This is a genomic window from Aquabacterium sp., assembly GCF_030652515.1.
In the GTDB taxonomy this organism is placed as follows: domain Bacteria; phylum Pseudomonadota; class Gammaproteobacteria; order Burkholderiales; family Burkholderiaceae_C; genus Aquabacterium.
In genome coordinates, this window is record NZ_JAUSAR010000196.1 from 34,256 (window position 1) to 59,541 (window position 25,286).

A 25,286-nucleotide genomic window follows, 5' to 3' on the forward strand; every position below is an offset into this window, starting at 1 on the left:
GATCAGGCTCCGGTTGTGACGCGGGTGATGAACTGGGCGGATTCTTTCAGACTCTGGCGCCCTTCAGGCAGCATGACCATGGTGGGCCACACGTGCGGCATCTTGGCCTTCAGGTGAATCTCGCTTGGCACGCCTTGCTGAAGGGCTCGGTCGTGCAGGCGGGTCGAGTCTGACAGCAGGATCTCGTGCTTGCTGGCGTGGATCATCAAAGGCGGCAAGCCTTTCAGATCCGCGAACAGCGGTGAGGCCAGCGGGTGTGTGGCCGATTGACCAGCCAGGTAAAAGGTGGCCGCCTGGGGCAATGATTCGGGGTTGAACATCACGTCGGCGTCGGCCAAGGTCTTCATGGTCTCGCCAGAGCACGACAAGTCTGCCCAGGGCGAAAACAGCAAAGCGCCTGCAGGCATGGGCAAGCCTTGGTCGCGCGCGGCCACCAGGCAGGCCAAGGCCAGGCCACCACCGGCCGAGTCGCCCGCGAACACCACGCTCTTGGGCGAAATGCCCTGCCTCAACAGCTCCTTCCACCAGGCCACGGCATCGTCAACGGCGGCGGGGAAGATGTTCTCGGGGGCCAGGCGGTAGTCGACCGACAGCACGCGAGCCTTGGCCGATTTGGCCAGGTAGGCGCAGACGGGGCGGTGCGTGTCCAGGCCGCAAAAGAAGTAGCCACCACCATGGAAGTACAGCACCGTGCGCTGCGGGTTGGCCACGCTCAGCCATTCGGCGGCGCACAGGTCGGAAGCGCTCTTGGCGGCCACGGGCGTGTGAGCGATATCGGCGGGCGGAGCTGGGTAACGCTTGGCCGCCTTGGTGATCATGTGGCGGACTTTGCCCACTTCGATCGGACCACGGCCATTGCGCTTGAACTGCCAACGAAGAATCAGGTTGGCGATGACGACTTGGATGCTCATGCTTTGTCTGCGGTGTATTTCGAAAGGTTGAAGTGGCGCGTCTTCAAACGGTACGCAAATGTAAAGCCTGGCCACAGCAAGGAGTTGCGGCCCTTGTCATCGACGTACCAGCTCTTGCAACCCGAGTTCCACACCGTCTGCTGCAACTCGCTTTGCACCTTGTCGATGAACTGCGCCTGCGCTTCGGGCTTGACGTCCAGCGCTTTGATGCGGTGCTCTTTCATGGCCTTGATGGCGTTGACGATGTAGTGCGCCTGCGACTCGATCATGAAGACCATGGAGTTGTGGCCCAGGCCGGTGTTGGGGCCCATCAGCATGAAGAAGTTGGGGAAGCCCGACACGGCCACGCCCAGGTAGGCCTCGGGGCCTTGCTTCCACACGTCGGCCAGGTCAATGCCACCTTTGCCAAACACCGTCTTGCGGGGGATTGGATCCTGCACCTTGAAGCCGGTGCCCAGGATGATGGCGTCCACCGGGCGCTCCACACCATCGGTGGTGACCACGCCGCGCGGCGTCACTTCCTGGATGCCTTCGGTGATCACATCGACGTTGGTGCGGGCCAGGGCCGGGTAGTAGTCATTCGAGATCAGCAGGCGCTTGCAGCCGGGGGTGTAGTCGGGCGTGAGCTTGGCGCGCAGTACCGGGTCCTTGATGGACTGCGAGATCTTGCGCTTGGCCACCTTGGCCACCAGGCCCATCCACTCGGGCTTGAACTTGAAGGCCAGGAAGCGCAGCTCCATGGTCCAGTACAGCTTGGTGCGCTCCCAGCGCTGGCGCCAGGGGTTGGCGCTGAAATCAGCCTGTTCGCGCTGCGACAGGGGACGGTCGTCTTTGGGCACGACCCAGGGCGGCGTGCGCTGGAAGTAATACAGGTGATCGACCTTGGGGGCGATGTTGGGCACGAACTGGATGGCGCTGGCGCCGCTGCCGATCACGGCCACTCGCTTGCCCACCAGGTTGTAGTCGTGGTCCCAGGTGGCGGAGTGGAAGGTGGCGCCCTTGAACTTGTCCAGGCCCTTGATGTTGGGTGTGGCCGGGTTGCTGAGGCCGCCCATGCCGGAGACCAGGATCTCGGCCTCGAAGACGCGGCCGTCGTCGGACTCGACCACCCACAGCTTGCGGACGTCGTCAAAACGCGCGCTGACCAGGTTGGCATTGAAGCGGATGTGCTTGAGCAGGTCGTACTTGGTGGCCACGCCCTTGAGGTAGGCGTAGATCTCGGGCTGGGGCGCGTACATGCGCGACCAGTTGGGGTTGGGCTCGAACGAGAACGAATACAGGTGCGAAGGCACATCGCAGGCGCAACCCGGGTAGGTGTTGTCGCGCCAGGTGCCGCCCACGTCATCCGCCCGCTCCAGCAGCACGAAGTCGTTTTCGCCCATTTCGCGCAGCTTCACGCCCATGCACAGGCCGGAGAAACCGGTGCCGATCACCAGGATCTTGTGGTGCTGCACGGGGGCAGTCTGGGTGTCGGCGGTGGGCTTGTAGGCCAGGTTGGAATGGGGGTTCATGAGACTTGCCAAATCCGTTTTTGTGACAAAGAATCATGTCAGATTAACTTTGACAATGATCCATGTCAATATAGTGATCCCTATGGACGGACTAATTTCTGACACCAACCCCCCGAACAAGCGCCGCTACGGTGGTGTCTTGCCCGAGGACCGCCAGCGCCAGCGGCGGGTCAAGCTCATCGACGGCGCCATCGAGGTGTTCGGCACGAAGGGCTTCCACGCTGCGACCGTGCGCGAGGTGTGCGTGGCCGCGCACCTGACGGAGCGTTACTTCTACGAGTCCTTCAAGACGCTGCCGCAACTGTTCATCGCCGTGTACGCGCATCTGCGGGAAGAGCTGATGGCCAAGACTTTGGCCTCCATGGCGCAGGCCGAGCAGACGCCATTGGGCCTGTTGGAGCCGGCCATCCGAGTGTTCCTGGAGTTCATCCGCGACGATCCCCGGCGTGGCCGGATCATGCTGGTTGATTCTCTGGGCATCGACAGCGAAGTGGCGGCGTTCAGCGGGGCCACGGCGCGTGACTATTCAGAGTTGCTCAAGTTCCACCTGAGCCGCATGGTGCCCGCCCGCGATTTGCCCGATCTCAGCCTCGATCTGCTGGCCGAAGGCATGATTGGCATGAATGTGTTGCTGGCCGCGCGGTGGATGCAGGATGGCTTTGTGGAGCCGATCGACAAGGTGGTCAGGACGAACCTGTTGCCGTACCAGGGGTTGATGGCCTTGCTGGATTCCAAGCGGCCTTGAAAGTTGGCCTCTGCATGTTGTTGCGTATGCTTGTCGCGGGGTGGGCGAACAGATCGAGTCAGTGCTCGCTCACCAAAAAAATGACACATACCCCGGCAGGATTGGCCATGATTGCCGCGGCAATAACTGGCACAACATTAGCCTCAGGCTATTTGGAGCCTTCTGAGGGGAGAAATGCCTCTAAGAAGGCCGGCACTCCCCAAGTTGCTGCAACTGCTTATCGCTCTGAGAACGCTGCCTACACTATCGGTGCAGTGGTAGGTGTAGCGCTATGGGGAGAGTGATATTCAAACCAGCACTTGGGCTGAATGCTGACCACTCAAATTGCCTTGCTCAGAGCGCTGCGACGATTAACCCACAGATTTATCATCCCTAAACCAACCAAAACCAGGATGACAGACTGGGGCTCAGGAACGACCGCAGCAGACCCGTCACCGCCAGCGTAAGCCTCTATTTTAAAGATGGCGGTTTGTTCAACGCCTGAACCATTGATAAAGAAAAGATCGAATTTTTCGGCATTGCTGACTTTCTGATTGAAATAGCCTGTCGAAGTGCCGGAATAATCAAGAGCCTGGTTAACCTCCGCCTTTGACATACTCCATCTGGAATAGATGACATCGAAGCCTTCGTCGACGTATTGATAAAACAAGGTAACAGTGGCATAGGCATTTGCCCGGTCGGAAACAAATGGGAGGCACTCACTTTGGAGGCTCAATGGTGCGCAGATGATGGGCGCATTTAAAACATCAGCGGTAGTTGAGATATTGCCAGATATTTTCAATATGGAATTGGGCGACAGTACGATTTGACCCAGCAGATCGGCGGAATTTATAAGCTGCGTGGATGAGGAGAAACGCGTATTATTTCCGATGGCATAACCGCTTGCAGAAACGCTATCGACCGTGGTGGCGCCGGTGGCGCCAGCCTTCAAATCAGGGGTGGTTATGTCTGCAAAAGTTGGGGAAAGTCCGAGTGCATTGGCTGCTTGCCAATTCTCAAGAAATCCTCCAGTTTCAGACGTCGCTGTGACGGAAGCTTGAGATTTATTTGAAGGTAAATATGAGAAATAAGGCGACACCTGGTCATTCAAATTTAAATCAGTTAGGCTGAAGCTAATGTTTGAAACAGATGCGGTAGCCTTCGACGCAGCCACGGCTGCATTTGCGCCAAAAGCAAGGGCGCAGATAATCGCCACATGTGAAACACGGATCATGTATTTTCTCCCTAGTACAGTAAATAAAACGGCTCCATTAGCCATTCTTAATTATGGCATTGCCTACAGGAACTATTTCGTAGGCCCCCGAATTGAGGGGCAGGCTGCAAAACTGAAGTTGAACCACCTGGCATTCAGAAGGCCAGCTGGAAGGAGGGCGCATGGTTTTCATCCATCAGGCTTGTAACACTTCGGAACAAACGGTGGTTGATCTTCAGCGAGTCTTCGAAAAATGCTGCCAAATTTATCGGTAGTCCTTGGGCAACGTCTGTACGCGGGAACGCCTGCGAGCTCAGGCGACTCCCCACTCCTCACTGTTCACTAGGCGTCAAATCCGCGCCCAGCGCTTCACGCTCATCGAAGACAAAGCAGTTGCCCTGGTAGTGCGACCCGCCAGCCAACTCGAAGTACTTCAAGATGCCGCCGTCCAACTGGTAGACATGGTCCACGCCAGCCTCCGCCATGAACAGGGCGGCCTTTTCGCAGCGGATGCCGCCCGTGCAGAAGCTGACCACGGTCTTGTCCTGCAGTTCGGCCTTGTGGGCCAGCACCTGCTCCGGGAACTCGCTGAACTTGCCCAGGCGCCAATCGATGGCACCTTCAAATGTTCCAAAGTCAACCTCGAAACCATTGCGAGTGTCCAGCGTGACCACTTCGCGGCCTTCGTCGTCATGGCCCTGGTCGAGCCAGCGCTTCAGGGTGGGCGCATCCACCGCCGGTGCGCGGCCCTCGGTCCCTTCCACATCCGGGCGGATGGTGGGGTGGTTCATGCGGATGATCTCGTTCTTCACCTTGACCAGCATCTTGTGAAAAGGCACGGCCTCGGACCAGCTTTCCTTCGGCGTCAGGTCGGCAAAACGCGGATCGGCGCGCAGCCACGCCACGAAATCGCGCACAGCCTGTTCAGTGCCCGCCAGGAAGAGGTTGATCCCTTCCTCGGCCAGCAAAATGGTGCCTTTCAGGCCTGAGGCCTGGCACAGCGCCATCGCCTGATCCCGCAACTGGGCGGCGTCGGGCAAGGTGACGAATTTGTACGCGGAAATGTTCAGGATCGAGGCCATGGGCGCAATTCTACGGAAGGGGCTTCTTACAATCCCCCCATGCCCTTCATTCACCTGCGCACCCACACCGAGTTTTCCGTCGTCGATGGCACTTTGCGCATCGACGATCTGGTGGCTGCCGCCAAAGACGACCGCCAGCCCGCCCTGGCCATCACCGACCTGAGCAACCTGTTCGGCGCGGTCAAGTTCTACTCTGCCGCGCGCAAAAAGGGCGTGCAGCCCATCATCGGGGCCGACGTCTGGCTGGAGGCCGACGAGCCTCAGCGGCCTGCCTCGCGTTTATTGCTGCTCATCCAGAACAGCCAGGGTTACTTGCATTTGAGCGAGCTGCTGGGCGATGCCTGGACGGCACCCGGCCAGCGCACGCACGCCACGGTCAGCTGGAGCAACCTGCAGGCCAAGTCAGCGGGCCTGATCGCGCTGTCGGGCGCTGAAATGGGTGTCATCGGCCAAGCCATGACGCAAGGCGATCTGGCGCGCGCCGAAGCATTGGCCCAACGCCTGGGCGGCATCTTCGAAGGGCGCTTCTACATCGAGCTGCAACGCTCGGGTCATGGCACGAACGAGACCTACATCCGTGCCGCGGTGCCCATGGCGTCGCGCCTGGGCCTGCCGGTGGTGGCCACGCACCCGGTGCAGTTCCTGACCCCCGATGACTTTGAAGCGCACGAAGCCCGCGTCTGCATCGCCGAAGGCGAGACCCTGGGCAACCCTCGCCGCAACAAGAAGTTCACGCGCGAGCAGTACTTCAAGACGCAGGCGCAGATGGAGGCCTTGTTCGCCGACATCCCTTCGGCCTTGGCCAACACGGCGGCCATTGCGCGCCGCTGCGGGCTGACGCTGGTGCTGGGCAAGCCGCAACTGCCCGACTTCCCCACGCCCATCCTGGAAGACGGGCCGGACAAAGGCAAGCCCATGCCCATGTCGGACTACTTCCGGGTTCTCTCCTTCGAGGGTCTGGAAGAGCGGCTGGTGCACCTTTACCCGGATGTGGCAGCGCGCGAGGCCAAGCGGAAAGAGTACGTCGACCGGCTCGAATTCGAGATCAACACGATCCTGAAGATGGGCTTTCCCGGCTACTTCCTGATCGTGGCCGACTTCATCAACTGGGCCAAGAAGAATGGCTGCCCAGTGGGGCCCGGACGGGGCTCCGGCGCAGGCTCGCTGGTGGCTTACGCGCTGAAGATCACCGACCTCGACCCACTGCAATACAACCTGCTGTTCGAGCGTTTCCTGAACCCCGAACGCGTCTCGATGCCCGACTTCGACATCGACTTCTGCCAGGGCAACCGCGACCGCGTCATCGACTACGTCAAGGACAAATACGGTCGCGAAGCGGTCTCGCAAATCGCCACCTTCGGCACCATGGCCGCCAAGGCCGCCTTGCGCGACGTGGGCCGCGTGTTGGGCATGGGCTATGGCCATGTCGACAGCATTGCCAAGCTCATCCCCGCGCCACCGGGCAAGAGCGTGACGCTGGCCAGGGTGCCCGCCAACCCCGACCCCGGCATCATCTATGCCCGCAAGGAAGCGCCCGAGCTGGAGCAGCGCGAAGCCGCCGAAGAAGAGGTGGCCGAGCTGCTGACCCTGGCCATGCGCGTCGAAGGCATGGTGCGCAACATCGGCATGCACGCCGGGGGGGTGTTGATCGCGCCGGGCAAGATCACCGACTTCTGCCCGCTGTACATGCAGCCGGGCAGCGACAGCGCGGTCAGCCAGTACGACAAGGACGACGTCGAAGCCATCGGCCTGGTCAAGTTCGACTTCCTGGGCTTGGCCACGCTCACGATCCTGGAGACCGCGAAAGACTTCATCATCGCGCGCCACCCGGACCAGAAGGACTTCGATTTCGCCAAGATCAAGCTCGACGATGCGGCCACCTACCGACTGTTGTCCCAGGGCAAGACCGTGGCCGTGTTCCAGCTGGAATCGCGCGGCATGCAGGGCATGCTGAAAGACGCCAAGCCCAGCGTCTTCGAGGACATCATCGCGCTGGTCTCGCTGTACCGGCCAGGCCCGATGGACCTGATCCCCAGCTTCTGCGCGCGCAAACATGGCCGCGAAGAGGTCGAGTACCTGCACCCCTTGATGGCCGAGGTGCTCAAGGAGACCTACGGCATCATGGTCTACCAGGAGCAGGTGATGCAGGTGGCCCAGCGCGTGGGCGGCTACTCGCTGGGCGGCGCCGACATGCTGCGCCGGGCCATGGGCAAGAAGAAGCTGGAAGAGATGGTGGCCCACCGCGCCACCTTCGCCGAAGGCGCGGCCAAGAACAACATCTCGGCGGCCAAGGCCGACGAGATCTTCGACCTGATGGAGAAGTTCGCGGGCTACGGCTTCAACAAGTCGCACGCTGCAGCCTACGCCTTGCTGGCGTACCACACGGCCTGGCTGAAGGTGCACTACACGGCCGAGTTCTTCGCGGGGAACATGAGCGTGTCGAGTGACGACACTGACAAGCTCAAGATCTTCCACGACGATGCCACGCAGAACTTCGGCATCACCTTCACACCCCCCAATGTCAACGCGGGCGCGTGGAAGTTCGAACCCATCGACCGCAAGACCATCTGCTATGCGCTGGGGGCCATCAAGGGCACGGGGCAGGGCGCCATCGAGGCCATCGTGGCTTGCCGCAACGAAGGCGGGCCCTTCACCAGCTTCTTTGATTTCTGTGCCCGGGTGGACCGCTCGCGCGTCAACAAGCGCGTGGTCGAGGCGCTGATCAAGGCCGGTGCGTTCGATGCATTGGAGCCACGGCGCGCCAGCCTGCTGGCCAGCGTGGCCCTGGCCTTCGACTACGCCGACACGCAACTGGCCAACGCCGACCAGGGCGGCCTGTTCGACTTCGGTGATTCGCACGCCGCCTCCACCAACGAGCCCGACCTGGTGCCCACCGAACCCTGGGGCCTGAAAGAACAGCTCACGCTGGAAAAAACCGCCATCGGTTTCTACCTGTCTGGCCACTTGTTCGACGAGGCGGAAGCCGAGGTGCGCCGCTTTGCCAAGCAGCGCATCGCCGATTTGCAGGACAGCCGCGAGGTGCAGGTGGTGACCGGCATCATCAGCGAGTTGCGCGTCATCAACGGCACGCGTGGCCGGGTGGGCCTGTTCAAGCTGGACGACAAGAGCGAAAGCATCGAGGCGGTGGCCAACCAGGACACGCTGGATGCCAACAAGGAGCTGTTCAAGGAGGACGAGCTGGTGATCATCACCGGCAAGGTCCAGACCGACCGCTTCTCGGGCGGTTTGCGCCTGAATGTGCAGCAGGTGATGAGCCTGGCAGCAGCGCGATGCCGCTTTGCGCGCTTCGTGCGCGTGACGGCCAAGAACCAGCACCTGCCGGTGGCCGATGTGTTGCGCGAGTTCCCGGCGCGGCGCGTGGCCTCGGCCCAGCCCGATCAGCCCGAAACCATCCAGGGCTTGCCGATCCGCGTGGTGGTCGAGCGCCAGGCCGGTGACTTGTCGGCCCGAGGCGAGTTGGACCTGGGCGAATCAGCGCGGATTTACCCCAGTGACCAGGCCTTGGCGCGCTTCAAGGAGCTGATGCCCTTGGGGCAGGCCCAGGTTGTGTATGGCGAAGGGTAGTGTGCGCTCAATCCCAGCGGTGGTACCCGCCGCGCTCATGCCATCGGCGATCACCATGCCAACCGCGGGCTGGCGGCGCGCCGCCATAGATCACCATACCCGGATTGGGCGGGTAGTACGTGGCCGGCCCCACGCCAGATTCGTCCACCATCGGCTGCGGGGCCATCACCATGGGCGCAGGCGAGCCCACCGGATTGACCGTCACTTGCAGCGGAATCGTCCGACCGGGTTCCTCGTCCATCTGCGTGTTGTAGCGCTGGCCAGCGAATTCGTAGACCACGTCATAGGCCACCACCTGGTTCTCATAAGAGGCCTGCTGCTCGCAATGGCGCACCGAGCGTGTCGTGCCTTGGCGGCCATTGTTCTCGATGTGGTCACCCAGCACCGCACCGCCGATCAGGCCGGCACCGGTGGCAAGCGCATTGCCCGATCCCTTGCCCAGGGCATTGCCCACCACGCCGCCCGCGATGGCGCCCAGCAGGGCACCCGCGCCAGAAGAGCGCGCAGGCTCCTGGTACAGCTCGTCACGGCAAACCTGGCGGGGCACTGCCACCTGTGCCACCACCGGTGTGGCCGAAATGACCTTGGCCTGCACGGTGGACGAGGTTGAACTGGGCGCACCAACGACCGAGCCCACACGGGGCCCGGCAGTGGCGGCGCCCGTGGCCAATGCGCAGCCCAGGGCCAGCAGGGTGTTCAGGGTGGGGCGTTGGTTCATGGTGATTTCTCCATTGACGGCCGACCATGGAGTCGACCCTGAGCCTTCAACGGCCCCCAGTCAAGGCGGGTGGACAGGGTTGATTTGTGAATTGCGTAAAGATGGGTGAAGACTTCCATGCCGCAGGGCGCCTAAAATGCGCGGTTGTCTCAATCGCCATTCATCACCATGTCCAAGACCGTCAAGCCCGCCGCCAAGCCCGCGAAACCCGTGAAAGCAGCCGCGCCCACCGCTGCCGCTGCGCCCCAAGTCAAGAAAGTCGTCCTGGCTTATTCAGGCGGTCTGGACACCTCCATCATCCTGAAATGGCTGCAGGACGAGTACCACTGCGAAGTGGTCACTTTCACGGCCGACATCGGCCAGGGTGAAGAGATCGAGCCGGCGCGCGCCAAGGCCATCAAGATGGGCATCAAGCCCGAAAACATCTTCATTGAAGACCTGCGCGAAGAGTTCGTGCGCGATTTCGTCTTCCCCATGTTCCGCGCCAACGCGCTGTACGAGGGCGAATACCTGCTGGGCACCTCCATCGCCCGGCCCCTGATCGCCAAGCGCCTGATCGACATCGCCAAGAAGACCAAGGGCGATGCCATCAGCCACGGTGCCACCGGCAAGGGCAACGACCAGGTCCGCTTCGAACTCGGCGCCTACGCGCTGATGCCCGGCGTGAAGGTGATCGCCCCCTGGCGCGAGTGGGACCTGCTCAGCCGTGAAAAGCTGCTGGCCTACGCCGACAAGCACGGCATCCCGGTTGATTTCAAGAAGCGCAAGGGCGGCGCGCCCTATTCGATGGACGCCAACCTGCTGCACATCAGCTACGAAGGCGGTGTGCTGGAAGACCCGAACTTCGAGCCCGAAGCCAACATGTGGCGCCTGACGGTCTCGCCCGAGAAAGCGCCCAACAAGCCGCAAATCATCGAGCTGACCTACGCCAAAGGTGACGTGGTCGCCATCGACGGCGTGAAGATGTCGCCCGCGCAAGTGCTGACCAAGCTGAACGAAATTGGCGGCAAGCACGGCATCGGCCGCCTCGACAAGGTCGAGAACCGCTACGTGGGCATGAAGAGCCGTGGCTGCTACGAAACCCCCGGCGGCACCATCTTGCTGTCAGGCCACCGCGCCATCGAGTCGATCACGCTGGACCGCGAAGTGCTGTCCCTCAAGGACGACCTGATGCCCCGTTATGCCCGCCTGATCTACAACGGCTACTGGTTCAGCCCCGAGCGTGAACTGCTGCAAGGGCTGATCGACAAGAGCCAGGAAACCGTCAACGGCACGGTCAAGCTCAAGTTGTACAAGGGCACCATCCTGTGCACGGGCCGCGAGTCCAAGACCGACAGCCTGTTTGACGCCAAGATCTCGACCTTCGACGACGACGGCGGCGCCTACAACCAGGCCGACGCGGCCGGCTTCATCAAGCTGAACGCGTTGCGCCTGCGCATTGGTGCCAACGTGAACGCCCAGCGTGCGGCCACGGCCAAGGCGAAGGCCGACAAGACGGCGGCCCGCAAAACAGCCGCCAAGAAGCCAGCGGCGAAGAAGGCCGTGGCCAAGAAAACCGCCTGATCACGCCTGGATGGCCGCCGCCGAGCGGTGGTCATCCTTCAGCTTCCTCATTGATTCCGGAGATTCAACATGACCACGACCACCCTGGCTGGCACCGTCAGCACCCAGGCCAATGTCTACTTTGATGGCAAGTGCGTGTCACACACCGTGACCCTGGCCGATGGCACGCGCAAGAGCGTTGGCGTGATCCTGCCCGCAGTCTTGACCTTCAACACGGGCGCGCCCGAGATCATGGAAACCGTGGCCGGCCGGTGCAGCATCAAGCTGAAGGGCGAAAGCGACTGGAAGACTTACGGCCCGGGCGAAAGCTACAACGTGCCGGGCGATTCGTCGTTCGAGATCAAGGTGGAAGGCGAGGCCTACCACTACATCTGCCACTTCGGCTGATCAGAAGCGCGGTTCGGGTACCTCGTCCATGGACTGAGGTTCGCATTCCATGGCGAGTGTGCCCAAGGACGTGTCGTTGTGGTCCAGCAACTCGCCTTCCAGGTCGCCGCTTTGACGGTCGATGGACAGGCGGATGGTGGCCAGCTTTTTGAGGTTGGGCTGCCAGACGATCCATTGACCGCGCACCCAGTCGTTGTAGTACTCGGTGCCCGGCAAAGGCAGCTTGTACAGCAGGGTGTAGGACACCTGCGAGGCCTTGTAGCGAAGGCGCTCGCCCACAGGCAACACATTGGACTTCTGAATCAAGGCCGTGGTGTTGTTGTCACGCATGGCCAGATCCAGCGTGGCCGCCTTGCTTTTCTTGCCGGCGGACAGCTTGCCCTCGCAGCTCAGGTACAGGCTGAACTCGGCCGCGCAGGCGTGGCCGGTGATCAACATGGCGCCAGCCAGACTGGCCAGGCGAATGACTGAGGTCATTGGGTTTTCTTCTTGGGCTTGGCGACGGGCTTGGGCTTGGTCTTGGCGTCAATCTCCTTGGACGCGGCGGTGTCGCCACCTTGCACGCCCAATCGGCCGCCGGTGCCCAAACCACCCTTGACGGTTTGCGCCTTGTAGTTGCGCAAGGCCTTGACCATCTGGTTGTACGAGTCGGCAAAGGCGGCCACCACGATCTTGCCTTGCGGGGTTTGCGAATAGCCACCGCCACCGCCCAGGCCACCACCACCGAACAGGGCGCCAAAGCCGCCAAAGTCGAAGTTCTTGGCGCTGCCTTCCGAGGCCGAGATCTGCACGCCAGAGCGGTTGTCCAGCAAGAGCAGCGTGGTCGAGGCTTCATTGCGGCTCACGCTGCCAGCCAGGGCGCCAATCATGCCCAGGGTGCCACCGACGCCAAAGGCGTTGCCGCCTCCGGTCTTGCCCGAGAACTGGATGGACGGGGCCATGGTGTAGTCGGCGGCGACCATCTGGCCTTTGCCGAAGTTGCTGCCTGCGCGGCTTTCTTCGCCGCGGGCCAGGTCTCGCTCGCGCATGAGGCTGTTCATGCTGCGGCCACGTTCAACGATCACGAAGCAATTGCTTTGCTGGATCATCATGCGCAGCACGGGCACGGTGGAGCCCAACTGGCGCTCGCGCAACTGGTAGTACCAGGGAGCGTTGGTGTCTTCTTCGATGGCCAGGGTGCCCAGCGTTTCTCCGCAAGATTCCAGCGCTGAATTTTGGCCTTCAGCGGAGCTGCCTCCGGCGGCACCGGTCACGACGCCCTTGTTCTCGCCCATGGTGGGCCCGGTGGAGCAACCGGACATCAGCAACAGGCTGGTGGCCAGCGCCATCGATGGGACAAGTCGTTTGTGGGAGGCCAAATGCATGAAATTACCCCTGTGAAAATGCGGACTGAAGATGGTCAGCGGGCAGTATAGGCGGGCGCCCTCGGGATAGGCTACCCCTCTCTCTAGGGAGGCGTGGGGCTGGGCAGCCACAGCTCAAAACACGAGCCCTGGCCTGGTTCACTGTGCACCTGCACACGGCCTCCGTGGCGTCTGGCCACCGTGTCGATGAACACCAGACCCAGTCCCACGCCCGCGGTGACCCGCGCGGCGGTGCTGCTCTCCAGGCGCTCATAGCGCCTGAACAGTTTTTTCAATTCGGCGGGCGGGATGCCTGGGCCCCGGTCGATCACGGCGATCACGCAGAAGCCTTCCTGGGGCGTCATCCGCAGGCGCACTTCGCTGCCTTGGGGGCTGAACTTGATCGCGTTGTTCAGCAAGTTGATCAGCGCCCGGCGCACCAGCGATTGGTCCAGTGGCAGCACGGGCGTCCAGTCGGGCGCCCAGTCCTTGACCATGGTGATGTCTTTGACCCGAGCCTGCAGGTCGACTTCCTTCAAGGCTTGCTCGGCCACCTGCGCCAGGTTGGTGGGCTGTTGCTGGATCGGGTGTGTCTCGGCCCGCATGATTTGCAGCAGCTCGTCGCACAGGGCCAGGGTGCTGCGGGCCAGCATGTCCACGTGGTCCAGGACCTCTTCGGCCGGCATGGCTGCACGTGTCATGTGCTGCAACTGCACCAGTGAGATCAGCGAGGCCTGCGGCGAGCGGATGTCGTGGGCGATGAAGCCCAGCAGTTCGTCGCGTTGTTGCTCAATCAGGCGGATGGGCGTGATGTCGGCCAGGCACAGCACCAGCCAGGGCGGCTGATTGGCGGCCGAGGGCAAGGGGGCGATGCGGGCCAGCAGGTGCTGGTCAAACGGGCCGTGGACCTCGGTGATGATGACGCGCTCCTCGGCCAGGGCGCGCTCCAGCAGCATGGTCCAGCGTGGGGCATCGGTGGGCATCCAGCGGGCCAGGAGTGTGTCCAGGGATTGGCCGGTCAAGGTGTCTTGGTCGGCCAGGTTCAGCAAGGTGCCAAGCTGTGGATTGGCCTGACGCACCTGCCCTCGGCCATCGACCACCAGCACGGCTTCGGGCATGGCCTCCAAGGTGTTGACCAGCAGTTGCTGGGCCTGTTGAAGGCGGGCGTTGGCGCCCTGGATGGCGGCGATGCGCCGTTCCACCTGGTCCCGGGGGACATGCTGCTTCGGTGACTCAGGGCTGGGCGGCTCGGGTGTGGCGGCCAGGCGCAAAATTTCAGCATCCAGGAAGTCCTGGGTGGTCTCCAACCGGCGCCAGCTCCAGACCGGGTAGGCCAGCAGTGCGGTCAGCAGGAAGGCGGTGGGTGCGAACCACACGCCCGCGGCCAACAGCGCGCAAGAAGCCAGGGCCACGCCCAGGGCCGACAGCAGGGCTGCCAGCAGGGCCTGGTAAGGAGACAGCCGGATGAAGGCGAACATCAGCCCCAGGATCAAGCCCGCCGAGACCACGCCGACCACCAGGGGCGGCACGGGCCGTACCCAGTCGCCGGTGCGCAGCATTTGCAGCAGGTTGGCGGTGATCTCGACGGCCGGCATGGCCTGCGACAGGCCCGACACCGGGGTCTGGTACCAGTCGCCCAGGCCGATGGCGCTGGCGCCGATCAGCACGTACCGGCCTGTGAAAACGTTGGCCGGGACGTCGCCGCGCAGCACGGCGGCGAAAGACACTTGCTTGACCGTGCCGGGGGGGCCGATGTAGCGGACCAGCACGCGATCGTCTCGCCGCCAGACCGGGTTGGTGGCGGCGCTGGCGGGCGCGGACTGGGCCTGGATCGAGGCGTGCATGGGCTCGCCCGCCACTTGAAGCAGGGCCAGCGCCATGTGCGGGTGGCGGCCCGGTGCGATGCCCGCGTGCAGGGCGGCCCAACGCAAGACGCCATCCACGTCCAGCTCGGCGTCGGCATGGGCCAGGTGCGCTGGCGCGCGCAAGGCGGGCACCGGTGGCAGCTCGCGCACCAGGTGCTGGGGCAGTGCTTCGAAGCTCAATGGCAGCACCACTTTGCCGGATTGCTGGATGGCTTGCGCCAGCACCTGGTCCTGTTCGGGATCGGGGGAGGGCTCGCTCAGCAACAGGTCCAGCAGGATGGCTTTGGGCTGGGCTTGGTTGATCTGCTGGATCACCGTGGCGTGCAGGGCCCGGGGCCAAGGCCACTGGCCCAACTGCCGCAAGCTGGCTTCATCAATGGTGACCAGAACGATGTCGTCGGGCGCGGGGCGGGACCACAGCGACAGCCCGGTGTCGTACGCCGCCTGGTCCAGGCGCCAGGTCCAGGAGCCGGCGCCCAGCAGCAAAGCCAGCAGCGCCAACAAGGCCGACACCCCCAGCCATTCGCGGCGCCAGCGTGCGTGGCGGGCATCGGGCGTGCTCACCACGGGCTGGTCGCTCGGCCACCGTGGCCCGTGCGCAGGCACTCGCCGCTGCCATCCTGAACACACCGGGGCAGTGAGACCACTTGCGGGGCTGTGAACGGGCCGATGAACCCGTCGGCGTCAATGGCCTTGTAGCGGATGAACAGGCGCCCGCCCTGGTCGGGGCGGTCTACCTTGATCGCGGGCTCGGTCAGGGCTTGCGCCAGCAACAGGTGCTGGAACGCTTCATCGCTGGCCAGCTGGAACTCGAAGGTTTGGCCAGGTTCGGCCGACCAGTTGAAGTGCAGGAACTGTTCATCGACCTTGGGGGGCTCGGGTTGCGGAGGGGGGGGCCGCAGCTGAAAAGATTGAGGGTCGCCGAACGGGCCCTGGTCACCATCGGGGCGGATGCTGGCCACGCGCCACACGTAGTCGCCCACGGGCAAGGGCACTTCTTGTCGGGTGGTCTGGATGAAGCCGTTGTCGTGCAGCAGGCGCGCAAAGCTGGCGTCTTGCGCGATCTGCAGGTGGTAGCGGCTGGCGTCGGGTTGCTCGGCCCAGGCCAAGGCCACGGCGGTGGCGCGCACTTTGCCGCCGGGTGGGGGCAAGGAGGCAATGGGTGGCTCGGGCCGTGCTTTCAGGTGGAACTGCCGAAAGGCGTCGGGGCCCTCGATGCCTTGTTCATTGGCCACGCGCACGCGCAGGTGGTAGTGGGCATCGGGCAGGTTGGCGAAGCGGAACTCGGGCGTGGGCGAGGTGACCTCGCCTTGCACGTGCCTGAAGGCCTCGTCATCGGCCACCTGCGCCCGGTACAAGGCGGCCCCAGGCACCGGTGGCAGGTTGATGCGGACCAGGATGCGTTCGTGCAAGGCGGGGACCGCCGACAGATCAGGGCCTGGCGGCAGTTTCACCGGGGCACCCGCGCGCTGGCCCTGGTTCACCTGGGTGCCGAAACCCGCGGCCAGCCATCGCGCTGTTTGGCGGGGCCCCGACGTGCCGCCCACCGACACCGCGCCATTCAGCACTTCGCTGCGGGTCACTTGTTGCGCTTCGTCCACCGAGATCCGAAAGTCGGTGCCGCGCACGCCCAACAAGGCTTGCGGTGTTTTGACCTCGAAGCGCGGTTCGCCCCCGGTCATGTGGGCCACCAGGGCTTCCAGGCGCCCCTGGATCAGGCGCAAGGTGGAGGCGAAGAATCCGGCGGATTCGTAGTGGTTGCTGCGCTCGACCTGCGCGGTGGTGGCCGACTGGACCCGCAGCACCGAGCCGTCGGCCAGTTGAACGGTGACATAGCCGTTCGCGCCGGTTTTGATTTCGGTGCCGGGCGGGATGGCGGCCCCGATCTGAGCGGGCGTCGTCTTGCCGCGCGCCGGGGCCAGCGTGGCCTCACCGACCACGGCCAACACAGCGCCCTGAACGGACTTGGATTTCATCAGCGCCACGGGGATGCGGATGGTAGAGCCGATCGGGATGCGCCGGGGGTTGTTGATGCGGTTGAGTCTGGCCACCTGGGGCCAATCAGCAGGCCGGACCAACAAGGCCTGGCCCAGGCCGATCAAGGTATCGCCGGGCCTGGCCTGGTGGCGGTAAAAAGAACCATCGCCTGCGGCACTGACTTGATGATGAGCACCGCCAAGTCCTGCAGAGCACGCCAGCATGATGGCCCTGGCTGAGCGCTTGGCGTGCAGCATCGGCAAGACCTTTCCCCGTTATGTATTCGGACAAGCTTACGTCAAAGCCCGGGGCGCCACAATGCGGGTGATGCGGCCTTACACCACCACGGGTTCGGGCTCCAGCCGGATGCCGAAGCGGCCGTACACGCTTTCCTGGATCGCTCGCGCCAGGGTGAGCACCTCGGCGCCGATGGCGCCACCCCGGTTGACCAAGACCAGGGCTTGCTTTTCATACACGCCCGCGCGGCCGATGGATTTGCCCTTCCAGCCACAGGCGTCGATCAGCCAGCCTGCGGCCAATTTGAAGCTGCCATCGGGCAAGGGGTAATGCACGATCTCCGGGTCGCGGCCGATGATGTCGCGGCACTGTTCGGCCGTCACCACCGGGTTCTTGAAGAAGCTGCCCGCGTTGCCGATCACGGCCGGGTCAGGCAGCTTGGCGCGGCGGATCTCGCAGATCCAGTCGAAGATCTGGCGGGCATCGGGTTGGGTGATGCCGGTCTCGGCGATCTTGCGTTCCAGCTCCAGGTAGCCCAGCAAGGGCTTCCAGGGCCGTGGCAGTTTGAGGCGGACCTTGGTGATGACGGTCTTGCCCGCCAGCTCGTGCTTGAAGACGCTGTCGCGGTAGGCGAAGTGGCAGCGGTCCACGCCCAGGGTCACGGTGCGGCCGGTGGTCAGGTCCACCACGTCGACGGATTCCAGGCGGTCTTGCAATTCGACGCCATAAGCGCCAATGTTCTGCACGGGCGAGGCGCCCACCGTGCCGGGGATCAGGGCCATGTTCTCCAGGCCGGGCAAGCCCTGGTCGAGCGTCCAGGCCACGGTGTCGTGCCAGGACTCGCCAGCACCCACCTCCACAATGAAGGCATCATCGCGGGTTTCCAGCAAGCGCTTGCCCTTGATCTCGATCTTGAGCACACACAGGTCCACGTCCTGGGTGAAGACAAGGTTGCTGCCCCCGCCCAGGATGAACTTGCGGGCGCGGCCGAATTCAGGGCTGTCGACGACTTTGCGCACGTCGGCCTCGGACGTGATGCGCACCAGGGTCCGTGCCACGGCGGGCAGACCAAAGGTGTTGTAGGGTTTGAGGCTGGCGCCGCGGTCGACCGCTAGGGGTAAGTGCATGGCAGAATTTTCGCAGACCAAAGGAGACTTTTCATGCCCAGTTTTGACACCGTTTTAGACCCCAACCTGGTTGAAGTGCGCAATGCCGTCGACCAGACCACGAAAGAAATCGTCACGCGCTTCGATTTCAAGGGCACCAGCGCCCGGATCGAGATCAAGGAAAAAGAGATCACCGTGTTCGGCGACAGCGATTTCCAGCTCGACCAGGTGCGCGATGTGCTGACCCTGAAGATGACCAAGCGCAACGTCGATTCCCGTTTCCTGGACGTGGGCAAGCCCGAAAAAATGGGTGGGGACAAGGTCAAGCAAGTTATCACCGTCAAGGCCGGGATCGAGGCCGAATTGGCCAAGAAAATCAACAAACTGCTCAAAGACAGCAAGATCAAGGTCACGTCCAGCATCCAGGGCGACAGCATTCGGGTACAAGGCAACAAGCGCGATGACTTGCAGACGGCGATGGCCTTGATCCGCAAGGAGATCACCGAAGCGCCTTTGTCGTTTGACAATTTCCGCGACTGACTGATTCTTTGACAAGGGCGGCAGCACCGCCCACAGGGAGATTTTTTTGCCGACCACCTTGCACACCATGCCTGTGTCTTTGCGCCACGTCCTGGCCTTGTCTGCCTTGATCGCCCTCACCTTGACCACCGCGGCCCGGGGCCAAAGCGTGGCCATGACCGGCGGCATGGGCAGCAAGGCCTTGCTGGTGGTCGATGGCAGCCCGCCCAAGGCTGTGGGGGTGGGCGACACCTTCAAGGGCGTCAAGGTGATCAGCGTCAACAGCGACAAGACCGTGGTCGAGATGAAGGGTGTGCGCCACACCGTGGTGATGGGCGGTGCGCCAGTCAGCGTGGGCGGCTCGGGCGGCGGTGGCTCGGGCACGCAGATCGTGCTGTCGGCCGGGTCCGGTGGGCATTTCATGTCGCAGGGCACCATCAATGGCAGGGCTACCCAGTTCATGGTGGACACCGGCGCCACGACCATTGCCATGGGCGTGGCCGAGGCCCAGCGCATGGGCATCAAATACCAGGATGGTGAACGCTTCCAGGGCAGCACGGCCAATGGCATCGTCATTGGCTATGGCATCAAGCTGGCCAGCGTGCGCATCCAGGACGTGGAGATTTTCAATGTGGATGCGGCGGTGTTGCCCCAATCGATGCCCTACATCTTGTTGGGCAACAGCTTCCTGTCGCGCTTTCAGATGAAGCGCGACAACGACACCTTGACGCTGACCAAGCGGTACTGATGGAATTTCGAACCGGAGGGCTTGCCCATGGACCTGAATTTCACGCCTGAAGAACAGGCCTTCCGCGACGAGGTGCGTGCCTGGGTGCGTGCCAATCTGCCCGTCCACATCTCGCACAAGGTGCACAACGCTTTGCGGCTGGACAAGGCCGATCTGCAAGGCTGGGCGCGCATCCTGGGGGCGAAGGGCTGGCATGGTTGGGCCTGGCCCCAGGAGTTCGGCGGGCCGGGCTGGAACGCCGTGCAGCGCCACATCTTCGAAGAAGAGTGCGCCCTGGCGGGTGCGCCGCGCGTGGTGCCTTTCGGCCCGGTGATGGTGGCGCCGGTCATCATGGCCTTTGGCACGCCCGAGCAGCACCAGCGTTTCCTGCCTGGCATCATGAGCGGCGATGTCTGGTGGAGCCAGGGTTACAGCGAACCCGGTTCGGGCTCGGACCTGGCCTCGGTCAAGACCCGCGCCGAACGCCAGGGCAACAAGTTCATCGTCAATGGCCAGAAGACCTGGACCACGCTGGGCCAGCATGGCGACTGGATCTTCTGCCTGGTGCGCACCAACTTCGAAGGCAAACCGCAGGCTGGTATCTCCTTCCTGCTGATCGACATGAAGTCGCCCGGCGTGACCGTGCGGCCCATCATCACCATCGACGGCGAGCACGAGGTCAACGAGGTGTTCTTCGACAACGTCGAGGTGCCAGCCGAGAACCTGGTGGGCCAGGAGAACCAGGGCTGGACCTATGCCAAGTACTTGCTGGCGCACGAGCGCGCCAACATCGCGGACGTGAACCGGGCCAAGCGTGAGCTGGAGCGCCTCAAGCGCATTGCCGTGCTGGAGGGCGTGTACGACGACGCCCGCTTCCGTGACCAGATTGCTTTGCTCGAGGTCGACATCGTGGCGCTGGAGATGATGGTGTTGCGCGTGCTCAGCGCCGAGAAGGGCGGCAAGAGTGCCCTGGAGGTGGCGGGCCTGCTCAAGATCCGCGGCAGCGAGATCCAGCAGCGCTACACCGAGCTGATGATGCTGGCCGCTGGCCCTTACGCCGTGCCATTTTTGTTCGAGGCCATGGAGGCTGGCTGGCAGGGCGACCAGTATTTTGCGGGGGGTTTCCCCGGTGGGGCGCTGCACGCCGCGCCGCTGGCGGCCAATTACTTCAACCACCGCAAGACCACGATCTATGGGGGCTCCAACGAAGTCCAGCGCAACATCGTGGCCCAGACCCTGCTGGGCTGAGCGCCAGCCCCAGACGAGGAGACCTGCATGGATTTCGATTTCAACGACGACCAGGAACAATTGCGCGACGCCGTGCGCAAATGGGTGAGCAAGGACTTTGACTTCGAACGCCGACGCGGCATCGTCAAGGCGGGTGGTCAGCAGGGCGGCTATTCAAAAGAGGTCTGGCAATCGCTGGCCGACCTGGGCCTGCTGGGCCTGGCCGTGCCGGGCGACCATGGCGGCATGGACATGGGCCCCGTCGAGGCCATGGTGGTGATGGAAGAGTTGGGCCGCGGCCTCGTGCTGGCGCCCTACGCGGCGGTGGCCTTGATGGGCGTGGCCGTGTTGCGTGACCACGTGCCTGCTGCCGTGCAAGCCCCATGGCTGCCGCGCATCGCCGAAGGCCGGGCGCGCCTGGCTTTGGCGCACCAGGAGCGCAAGGCGCGTTACCGCCTGGACCACGTCATCACCACGGCGCAAGCCCAGGGGGAAACCTGGGTGCTGAATGGCAGCAAGAGCCTGGTGCCGGTGGGGGATGAGCAGGACGGCGTGGCCGAGGCTTACATCGTGTCGGCCCGCGTGACCGGTGCGGTGGATGACCACGCCGGCATTGGCCTTTTTCTGGTGGAGCGCGGTGCGCCTGGTGTGCGCGTGCAGCCCTATCCCACGCAAGATGGCAGCCGCGCCGCCGAAGTCACCTTGACCCAGGCCGCGTCGACGCTGCTGGTGCCCGCCCTCAGTCAGGGTGCACATCCGCTGGGCGGCCATGCCGTGCTGGAGCATGCCGCCGACATCGGCATCGCAGCCCTGTGCGCCGAGGCCGTGGGCGCGATGGAGCAATTGCTGTCCATCACGGTGGACTACCTCAACACCCGCAAGCAGTTTGGCGTGGTCATCGGCAGCTTCCAGGCCCTGCGTCATCGCGTGGCCGACATGAAGATGCAGTTGGAGCTGGCACGTTCCATGAGTTACTACGCCACGCTCAAGCTGACTGCGCCAGCGGCCGAGCGTCGTCGGGCCTTGTCGCAAGCCAAGGTGCAACTGGGGCAATCCATGCGCTTTGTCGGCCAGCAGGCCATTCAGCTGCATGGCGGCATCGGCGTGACCGACGAATACAGCGCCGGGCACTACGTCAAGCGCCTGACCGCCATCGAGTTGACCTTGGGCGACACCTTGCACCACCTGGGCGAAGTGGCTGCGCGCATGGATGACACCGCTGGCGTTTTTGCCTGAATGGCCTGATCGCAGGGCTCACAAGCCGTGGCGCTTGATCTTGTCGTGCAGCGTGGTCTTGGCGATGTTCAGGGCCTCGGCACAGCGCGCTACATTGCCGCCATGGCGCTGCAGTTCTGCATTGATCATGGCGCGCTCGAACTGGTCGACGGCTTCTGACAGCGACTGGCTGGTGGCGCCCGCCGTGTCGGCCACGTCGACCACGCCATTGCGCACGCCCAGCACCAGGCAGTCGGCCACATTGCGCAGCTCGCGCACATTGCCCGGCCAGGCATAAGCCATGAGCTTGGACATCAAGGCGGCGCTCAACTCGGGCTGCGGGCGGTTGAAGCGCTGTGCCGCCAGCAGGGTGAAGTGCGTCATCAGCATGGGGATGTCTTCGCGGCGATCGCGCAGCGGCGGCAGTTCGATGCAGACGACATTGAGGCGGTAGTACAGGTCGAGTCGGAAGGTTTTGTCTTGCGCACGGGCCAGCAGGTCGTCCTTGCTGGCCGCCACCACACGGCAGTCCACGTCGATGGATTGGTTGGAGCCGAGGCGCTCCAGTTTGCGTTCCTGCAGAACGCGCAGCAGCTTGATCTGCATGCTCATGGGCATGGTCTCGACCTCGTCCAGGAACAAGGTACCGCCTTGGGCATGCTCGATCTTGCCGATGCGGCGCTTTTGCGCGCCAGTGAAGGCGCCGGCCTCATGGCCGAACAGCTCGCTGTCCAGCAGGTTGTCGGGCATGCCGCCGCAGTTCAAGGCCACATAGGGCGCATCGCGGCGGTGAGAGAAATCGTGCAAGGCCTGAGCGACAAGCTCTTTGCCGCAGCCGGTTTCACCGCGGATCAGGATGTCGACGGGCGATTCGGCCACGTCCAGCACCAGCTGGCGCACGCGCTGCATGGCATCAGACTGGCCGATCAGCTTGCTTTCGATGCCACTGCGGTGGGCCAGCTGCTGCCGCAGCCGGGCGACCTCGCTGGTCAACATGCGTTTTTCAAGCGCGCGGCGCACCACGTCAACCAGCACCTCGGGCGCAAAAGGTTTGGTGATGAAGTCGTAGGCGCCGCTGCGCATGGCCTCGACGGCCAGCGTGACGTCGCCATGGCCGGTGATCATGATGGTGGGCAGCGACGGGTCAAACTGCTGACACAGGCGGATCAGCGACAAGCCATCGGCCTTGGGCAGGCGCATGTCGGTGACCACCACGCCGATCTGGCCAGCGGTGACGTGTGGCAACGCCTCCTCGGCCGAGGCCACGGCCTCGACCGCCAGGCCGGCCAGTTGCATCGCCTGCACGCAACCTAGGCGGACGTTGGGGTCGTCTTCGACGATGAGGATGGTGAATTCGTTGCTCATGCGGATGGTGGCCAGTGTGCGGGGGCGGGCGTGTCTTCGTGGGCGCCTTTTTCGGGCAATAAAAGCACGAAGCGTGCGCCGCCTTCGGCGAGGTTCTCCGCCGTCAGTTGACCATGAAATTCGCGGACGATGTCCTGCGATATCGACAAGCCCAGCCCCAGGCCGATACCGACCGGCTTGGTGGTGAAGAAGGGCTCGAACAGGCGCGGCAGCAAGTGTTCGGGGATGCCGCTGCCCGTGTCACTCACCGTCAGACGGATCCAGCCATCGCCGGTGGGCCGGGCGCTCACGCTCAAGGTCTTCAGCGGGGCTTCGCGCATGGCGTCCAGCGCATTGCCGATGAGGTTGACGATGACCTGTTCCAGGCGGTTGGGGTCGCACCAGGCCAGGGTGTGGCCTTCGGGGCAGTCGTTGTTCAGGGTGATTTCTTCGGAGCGAAGCCGCGAGTTGAACAGCAGCAGGGCGTTGTTCATCGCCTGTCCGACGTCGGTGATGGCAGGCGAGGCCGGTGCTTTGCGGGCAAAGCCTTTCAAGGGATGCAGGATGCCGCCCATCTGGTCGGCCAAGCGGCTGATGATGCCCAGGTTGCTTTCGACCGTGCCCAGCATGCCCCGTTTGAGGAACTCGAAGGTGTTGCCCGACAGGGTGCGGATGGCGCTCAAGGGCTGGGACAGCTCGTGGGTGATGCCGGTGGCCAGCTGCCCCAGCACCGCCAGCTTGGCGGCTTGCACGAGTTCGTCTTGCGCGGCCCGCAAGGTGCGTTCGGCCTGCACCCTTTCGCTCACTTCCTGGCGCAGTCGGAGGTTGGTCTCGGTGAGGGCCTTGGTGCGGCGCGTCACCTTGCTTTCAAGCTCCGCATTGGCTTGCTCCAGCACGCGCTTGGATTCCAGCTTCTGCGCCAGAATGCGTCGCCGCTGGTTGACCACCACCCCCAGCAGCAACACGAAGCCAGCGGCCACACACGAGAGCAGGCTGACCAGCACCGCCTGCTTGCGCACCGCGCCCAGGTCCGTGAAGATCAGCAGTTGCCAGTGCATCTTGTCGATGGCCCTGGCCTGCGCCAGAACGTCTGAACCGAGGTGGGGCGACAAGCCCCCGCCGTTGACAACCACGCCCTCGGTCAACTGTGTATCCTTCAACTCGGACAACTTGGTGTTGAGCGGAAACCTGGGCAAGGTCTTGAGGTTGTAGCGTTGGGTGAGCTGCCAATCCACGCGCTGCTCGACCGTCTGCTCGGTGAGCGTGGTGTAGCGCCAATCGGCTTGTGACGACAGGATGACGACCCGGTTCTCGTCGGCGATCAAGGCCGGCACTCCCAGCATGGACCACGCCTGTTCGATGGGCTCCAGCGAGATCTTGATGACGGCCACGCCGATCACCTTTTGCCCGTCCCGGATGGGGTTGGACAAGTAGTAGCCAGGCACACCCTGCGTGTTGCCGATGGCAAAGTGCCGGCCGACCTTGCCCGACAGGCCATCCAGAAAGTACGGTCTGAAGGCCAGGTCCTCGCCGACGAAACCCGTGGTTTCATCGCCATTGCTGGCGGCCACGACGATGCCGCGCTCGTTGAGGATGTAGACCACCATGCTGCCCAGGTGGCTGTTGAGCTCTTTCAGATAGCCGTTGACCACCTTGACCCGGCTGAGCTCGCCCGGATCGCGCAGCATGGCCAGCACGTCCTTGTTGAGCTGGATGGTGGCGGGCACATGCTCCAGGCGGTTGAGCAGGCTGTCGACCGTGGAGGCGAACAGCTCCAGCCTGTGTCCGGCGTTGGCCTGAACCGCTGCCATGCCTTGGCGCTGGCTCATCTCAAAGCCGAGCGCGCCCGACAAGAGCAACAACAACAGGGCCAGGCCCACTTGCATCAGCGTGCGCGCGCGCCTGAGGATGTCCGGGATCGACAAAGGCGGTTTGCTGGCTGCGATCAGATCGGGGTCGGTGGGGATCTCTGCCAGTGGCGGTGTGGATGCCAAGTCGGCGCCTGCTTTCCGTGATTCAAGGTGGTGTCATG

Annotated in this window: 20 protein-coding genes; 8 read left to right on the forward strand and 12 right to left on the reverse strand. The window is 63.4% G+C overall.

The window, feature by feature from the left end; translation table 11 throughout:
* Positions 1–2: 2 nt before the first annotated feature.
* Complete coding sequence (locus tag Q7V20_RS22275) at positions 3–911, reverse strand: alpha/beta hydrolase (RefSeq protein WP_304796041.1); 909 nt, start codon at positions 909–911, stop codon at positions 3–5.
* On the reverse strand, positions 908–2,422 hold the full coding sequence (locus Q7V20_RS22280) for an NAD(P)/FAD-dependent oxidoreductase (protein WP_304796043.1): 1,515 nt from the start codon (positions 2,420–2,422) through the stop codon (positions 908–910). The genes Q7V20_RS22275 and Q7V20_RS22280 overlap by 4 nt, the downstream gene beginning before the upstream one ends.
* An 82-nt stretch (positions 2,423–2,504) precedes the next feature.
* Between Q7V20_RS22280 and Q7V20_RS22285 the strand changes: the two genes are divergently transcribed.
* Positions 2,505–3,167, forward strand: a complete 663-nt coding sequence (locus Q7V20_RS22285; RefSeq protein ID WP_304796044.1) for a TetR/AcrR family transcriptional regulator — start codon at positions 2,505–2,507, stop codon at positions 3,165–3,167.
* A gap of 319 nt (positions 3,168–3,486) precedes the next feature.
* Here Q7V20_RS22285 and Q7V20_RS22290 read toward each other — a convergent pair whose 3' ends face one another.
* On the reverse strand, positions 3,487–4,380 hold the full coding sequence (locus Q7V20_RS22290) for a hypothetical protein (protein WP_304796046.1): 894 nt from the start codon (positions 4,378–4,380) through the stop codon (positions 3,487–3,489).
* A gap of 311 nt (positions 4,381–4,691) precedes the next feature.
* Positions 4,692–5,441 (reverse strand): sulfurtransferase, encoded by a 750-nt coding sequence (locus tag Q7V20_RS22295; RefSeq protein ID WP_304796048.1) that lies wholly within the window; start codon positions 5,439–5,441, stop codon positions 4,692–4,694.
* Positions 5,442–5,480: 39 nt separating this feature from the next.
* Between Q7V20_RS22295 and dnaE the strand changes: the two genes are divergently transcribed.
* Positions 5,481–9,026 carry a DNA polymerase III subunit alpha gene (dnaE, locus tag Q7V20_RS22300; RefSeq protein ID WP_304796049.1) on the forward strand — a complete coding sequence of 1,182 codons (3,546 nt, stop codon included), beginning with the start codon at positions 5,481–5,483 and terminating at the stop codon, positions 9,024–9,026.
* A gap of 7 nt (positions 9,027–9,033) precedes the next feature.
* On the opposite strand, the gene Q7V20_RS22305 is transcribed toward dnaE, so the two are convergent.
* A complete protein-coding gene (locus Q7V20_RS22305; protein ID WP_304796051.1) occupies positions 9,034–9,744 on the reverse strand; it encodes a glycine zipper 2TM domain-containing protein in 711 nt (236 codons plus the stop codon).
* A gap of 168 nt (positions 9,745–9,912) precedes the next feature.
* Between Q7V20_RS22305 and Q7V20_RS22310 the strand changes: the two genes are divergently transcribed.
* Both Q7V20_RS22310 and Q7V20_RS22315 read left to right on the forward strand, forming a co-directional pair.
* The gene (locus tag Q7V20_RS22310) at positions 9,913–11,307 is read left to right on the forward strand and encodes an argininosuccinate synthase (RefSeq protein ID WP_304796052.1); all 1,395 of its coding nucleotides are present in this window, start codon (positions 9,913–9,915) and stop codon (positions 11,305–11,307) included.
* A gap of 69 nt (positions 11,308–11,376) precedes the next feature.
* Positions 11,377–11,694, forward strand: a complete 318-nt coding sequence (locus Q7V20_RS22315) for a pyrimidine/purine nucleoside phosphorylase (protein WP_304796054.1) — start codon at positions 11,377–11,379, stop codon at positions 11,692–11,694.
* Here the strand turns inward: Q7V20_RS22315 and Q7V20_RS22320 are convergent, their stop codons facing one another.
* The 5 genes from Q7V20_RS22320 to murB form a co-directional block, all read right to left on the reverse strand.
* A complete protein-coding gene (locus Q7V20_RS22320) occupies positions 11,695–12,171 on the reverse strand; it encodes a hypothetical protein (protein WP_304796055.1) in 477 nt (158 codons plus the stop codon).
* Positions 12,168–13,058: a CsgG/HfaB family protein gene (locus Q7V20_RS22325; protein WP_304796057.1), complete on the reverse strand. Its 891-nt coding sequence runs from the start codon at positions 13,056–13,058 to the stop codon at positions 12,168–12,170. The genes Q7V20_RS22320 and Q7V20_RS22325 overlap by 4 nt, the downstream gene beginning before the upstream one ends.
* Positions 13,059–13,141: 83 nt before the next feature.
* A complete protein-coding gene (locus Q7V20_RS22330) occupies positions 13,142–15,466 on the reverse strand; it encodes a CHASE2 domain-containing protein (protein WP_304796059.1) in 2,325 nt (774 codons plus the stop codon).
* Positions 15,463–17,136 (reverse strand): FecR domain-containing protein, encoded by a 1,674-nt coding sequence (locus tag Q7V20_RS22335; RefSeq protein WP_304796061.1) that lies wholly within the window; start codon positions 17,134–17,136, stop codon positions 15,463–15,465. Before Q7V20_RS22335 ends, Q7V20_RS22330 begins: the two co-directional genes overlap by 4 nt.
* A 78-nt stretch (positions 17,137–17,214) precedes the next feature.
* Positions 17,215–18,243, reverse strand: coding sequence for a UDP-N-acetylmuramate dehydrogenase (gene murB, locus Q7V20_RS22340; RefSeq protein ID WP_304796063.1), 1,029 nt, complete (start codon positions 18,241–18,243; stop codon positions 17,215–17,217).
* Positions 18,244–18,276: 33 nt separating this feature from the next.
* Here murB and Q7V20_RS22345 point away from each other — a divergent pair, with 33 nt between their 5' ends.
* Genes Q7V20_RS22345 through Q7V20_RS22360 form a run of 4 tightly spaced genes read left to right on the forward strand, consistent with a single transcriptional unit; the run spans position 18,277 to position 21,931 of the window.
* A complete protein-coding gene (locus Q7V20_RS22345) occupies positions 18,277–18,762 on the forward strand; it encodes a YajQ family cyclic di-GMP-binding protein (protein ID WP_230181882.1) in 486 nt (161 codons plus the stop codon).
* Positions 18,763–18,808: 46 nt separating this feature from the next.
* Positions 18,809–19,489, forward strand: coding sequence for a TIGR02281 family clan AA aspartic protease (locus Q7V20_RS22350; RefSeq protein WP_304796066.1), 681 nt, complete (start codon positions 18,809–18,811; stop codon positions 19,487–19,489).
* Between the two features lie 27 nt (positions 19,490–19,516).
* Complete coding sequence (locus Q7V20_RS22355) at positions 19,517–20,716, forward strand: acyl-CoA dehydrogenase family protein (RefSeq protein WP_304796068.1); 1,200 nt, start codon at positions 19,517–19,519, stop codon at positions 20,714–20,716.
* A gap of 27 nt (positions 20,717–20,743) precedes the next feature.
* Complete coding sequence (locus tag Q7V20_RS22360; RefSeq protein WP_304796070.1) at positions 20,744–21,931, forward strand: acyl-CoA dehydrogenase family protein; 1,188 nt, start codon at positions 20,744–20,746, stop codon at positions 21,929–21,931.
* 18 nt (positions 21,932–21,949) lie between these two features.
* Here Q7V20_RS22360 and Q7V20_RS22365 read toward each other — a convergent pair whose 3' ends face one another.
* Positions 21,950–23,275, reverse strand: a complete 1,326-nt coding sequence (locus Q7V20_RS22365; protein ID WP_304796072.1) for a sigma-54 dependent transcriptional regulator — start codon at positions 23,273–23,275, stop codon at positions 21,950–21,952.
* A complete protein-coding gene (locus tag Q7V20_RS22370; RefSeq protein WP_304796074.1) occupies positions 23,272–25,248 on the reverse strand; it encodes an ATP-binding protein in 1,977 nt (658 codons plus the stop codon). Before Q7V20_RS22370 ends, Q7V20_RS22365 begins: the two co-directional genes overlap by 4 nt.
* Between the last annotated feature and the right edge of the window lie 38 nt (positions 25,249–25,286).

Bases quoted from the DNA above. Each gene is read 5' to 3' on its own strand.
- Q7V20_RS22275 (WP_304796041.1), bottom strand. From the start codon at position 911: ATGAGCATCCAAGTCGTCATCGCCAACCTGATTCTTCGTTGGCAGTTC.
- Q7V20_RS22280 (WP_304796043.1), bottom strand. From the start codon at position 2,422: ATGAACCCCCATTCCAACCTGGCCTACAAGCCCACCGCCGACACCCAG.
- Q7V20_RS22285 (WP_304796044.1), top strand. From the start codon at position 2,505: ATGGACGGACTAATTTCTGACACCAACCCCCCGAACAAGCGCCGCTAC.
- Q7V20_RS22290 (WP_304796046.1), bottom strand. From the start codon at position 4,380: ATGATCCGTGTTTCACATGTGGCGATTATCTGCGCCCTTGCTTTTGGC.
- Q7V20_RS22295 (WP_304796048.1), bottom strand. From the start codon at position 5,441: ATGGCCTCGATCCTGAACATTTCCGCGTACAAATTCGTCACCTTGCCC.
- dnaE (WP_304796049.1), top strand. From the start codon at position 5,481: ATGCCCTTCATTCACCTGCGCACCCACACCGAGTTTTCCGTCGTCGAT.
- Q7V20_RS22305 (WP_304796051.1), bottom strand. From the start codon at position 9,744: ATGAACCAACGCCCCACCCTGAACACCCTGCTGGCCCTGGGCTGCGCA.
- Q7V20_RS22310 (WP_304796052.1), top strand. From the start codon at position 9,913: ATGTCCAAGACCGTCAAGCCCGCCGCCAAGCCCGCGAAACCCGTGAAA.
- Q7V20_RS22315 (WP_304796054.1), top strand. From the start codon at position 11,377: ATGACCACGACCACCCTGGCTGGCACCGTCAGCACCCAGGCCAATGTC.
- Q7V20_RS22320 (WP_304796055.1), bottom strand. From the start codon at position 12,171: ATGACCTCAGTCATTCGCCTGGCCAGTCTGGCTGGCGCCATGTTGATC.
- Q7V20_RS22325 (WP_304796057.1), bottom strand. From the start codon at position 13,058: ATGCATTTGGCCTCCCACAAACGACTTGTCCCATCGATGGCGCTGGCC.
- Q7V20_RS22335 (WP_304796061.1), bottom strand. From the start codon at position 17,136: ATGCTGCACGCCAAGCGCTCAGCCAGGGCCATCATGCTGGCGTGCTCT.
- murB (WP_304796063.1), bottom strand. From the start codon at position 18,243: ATGCACTTACCCCTAGCGGTCGACCGCGGCGCCAGCCTCAAACCCTAC.
- Q7V20_RS22345 (WP_230181882.1), top strand. From the start codon at position 18,277: ATGCCCAGTTTTGACACCGTTTTAGACCCCAACCTGGTTGAAGTGCGC.
- Q7V20_RS22355 (WP_304796068.1), top strand. From the start codon at position 19,517: ATGGACCTGAATTTCACGCCTGAAGAACAGGCCTTCCGCGACGAGGTG.
- Q7V20_RS22360 (WP_304796070.1), top strand. From the start codon at position 20,744: ATGGATTTCGATTTCAACGACGACCAGGAACAATTGCGCGACGCCGTG.
- Q7V20_RS22365 (WP_304796072.1), bottom strand. From the start codon at position 23,275: ATGAGCAACGAATTCACCATCCTCATCGTCGAAGACGACCCCAACGTC.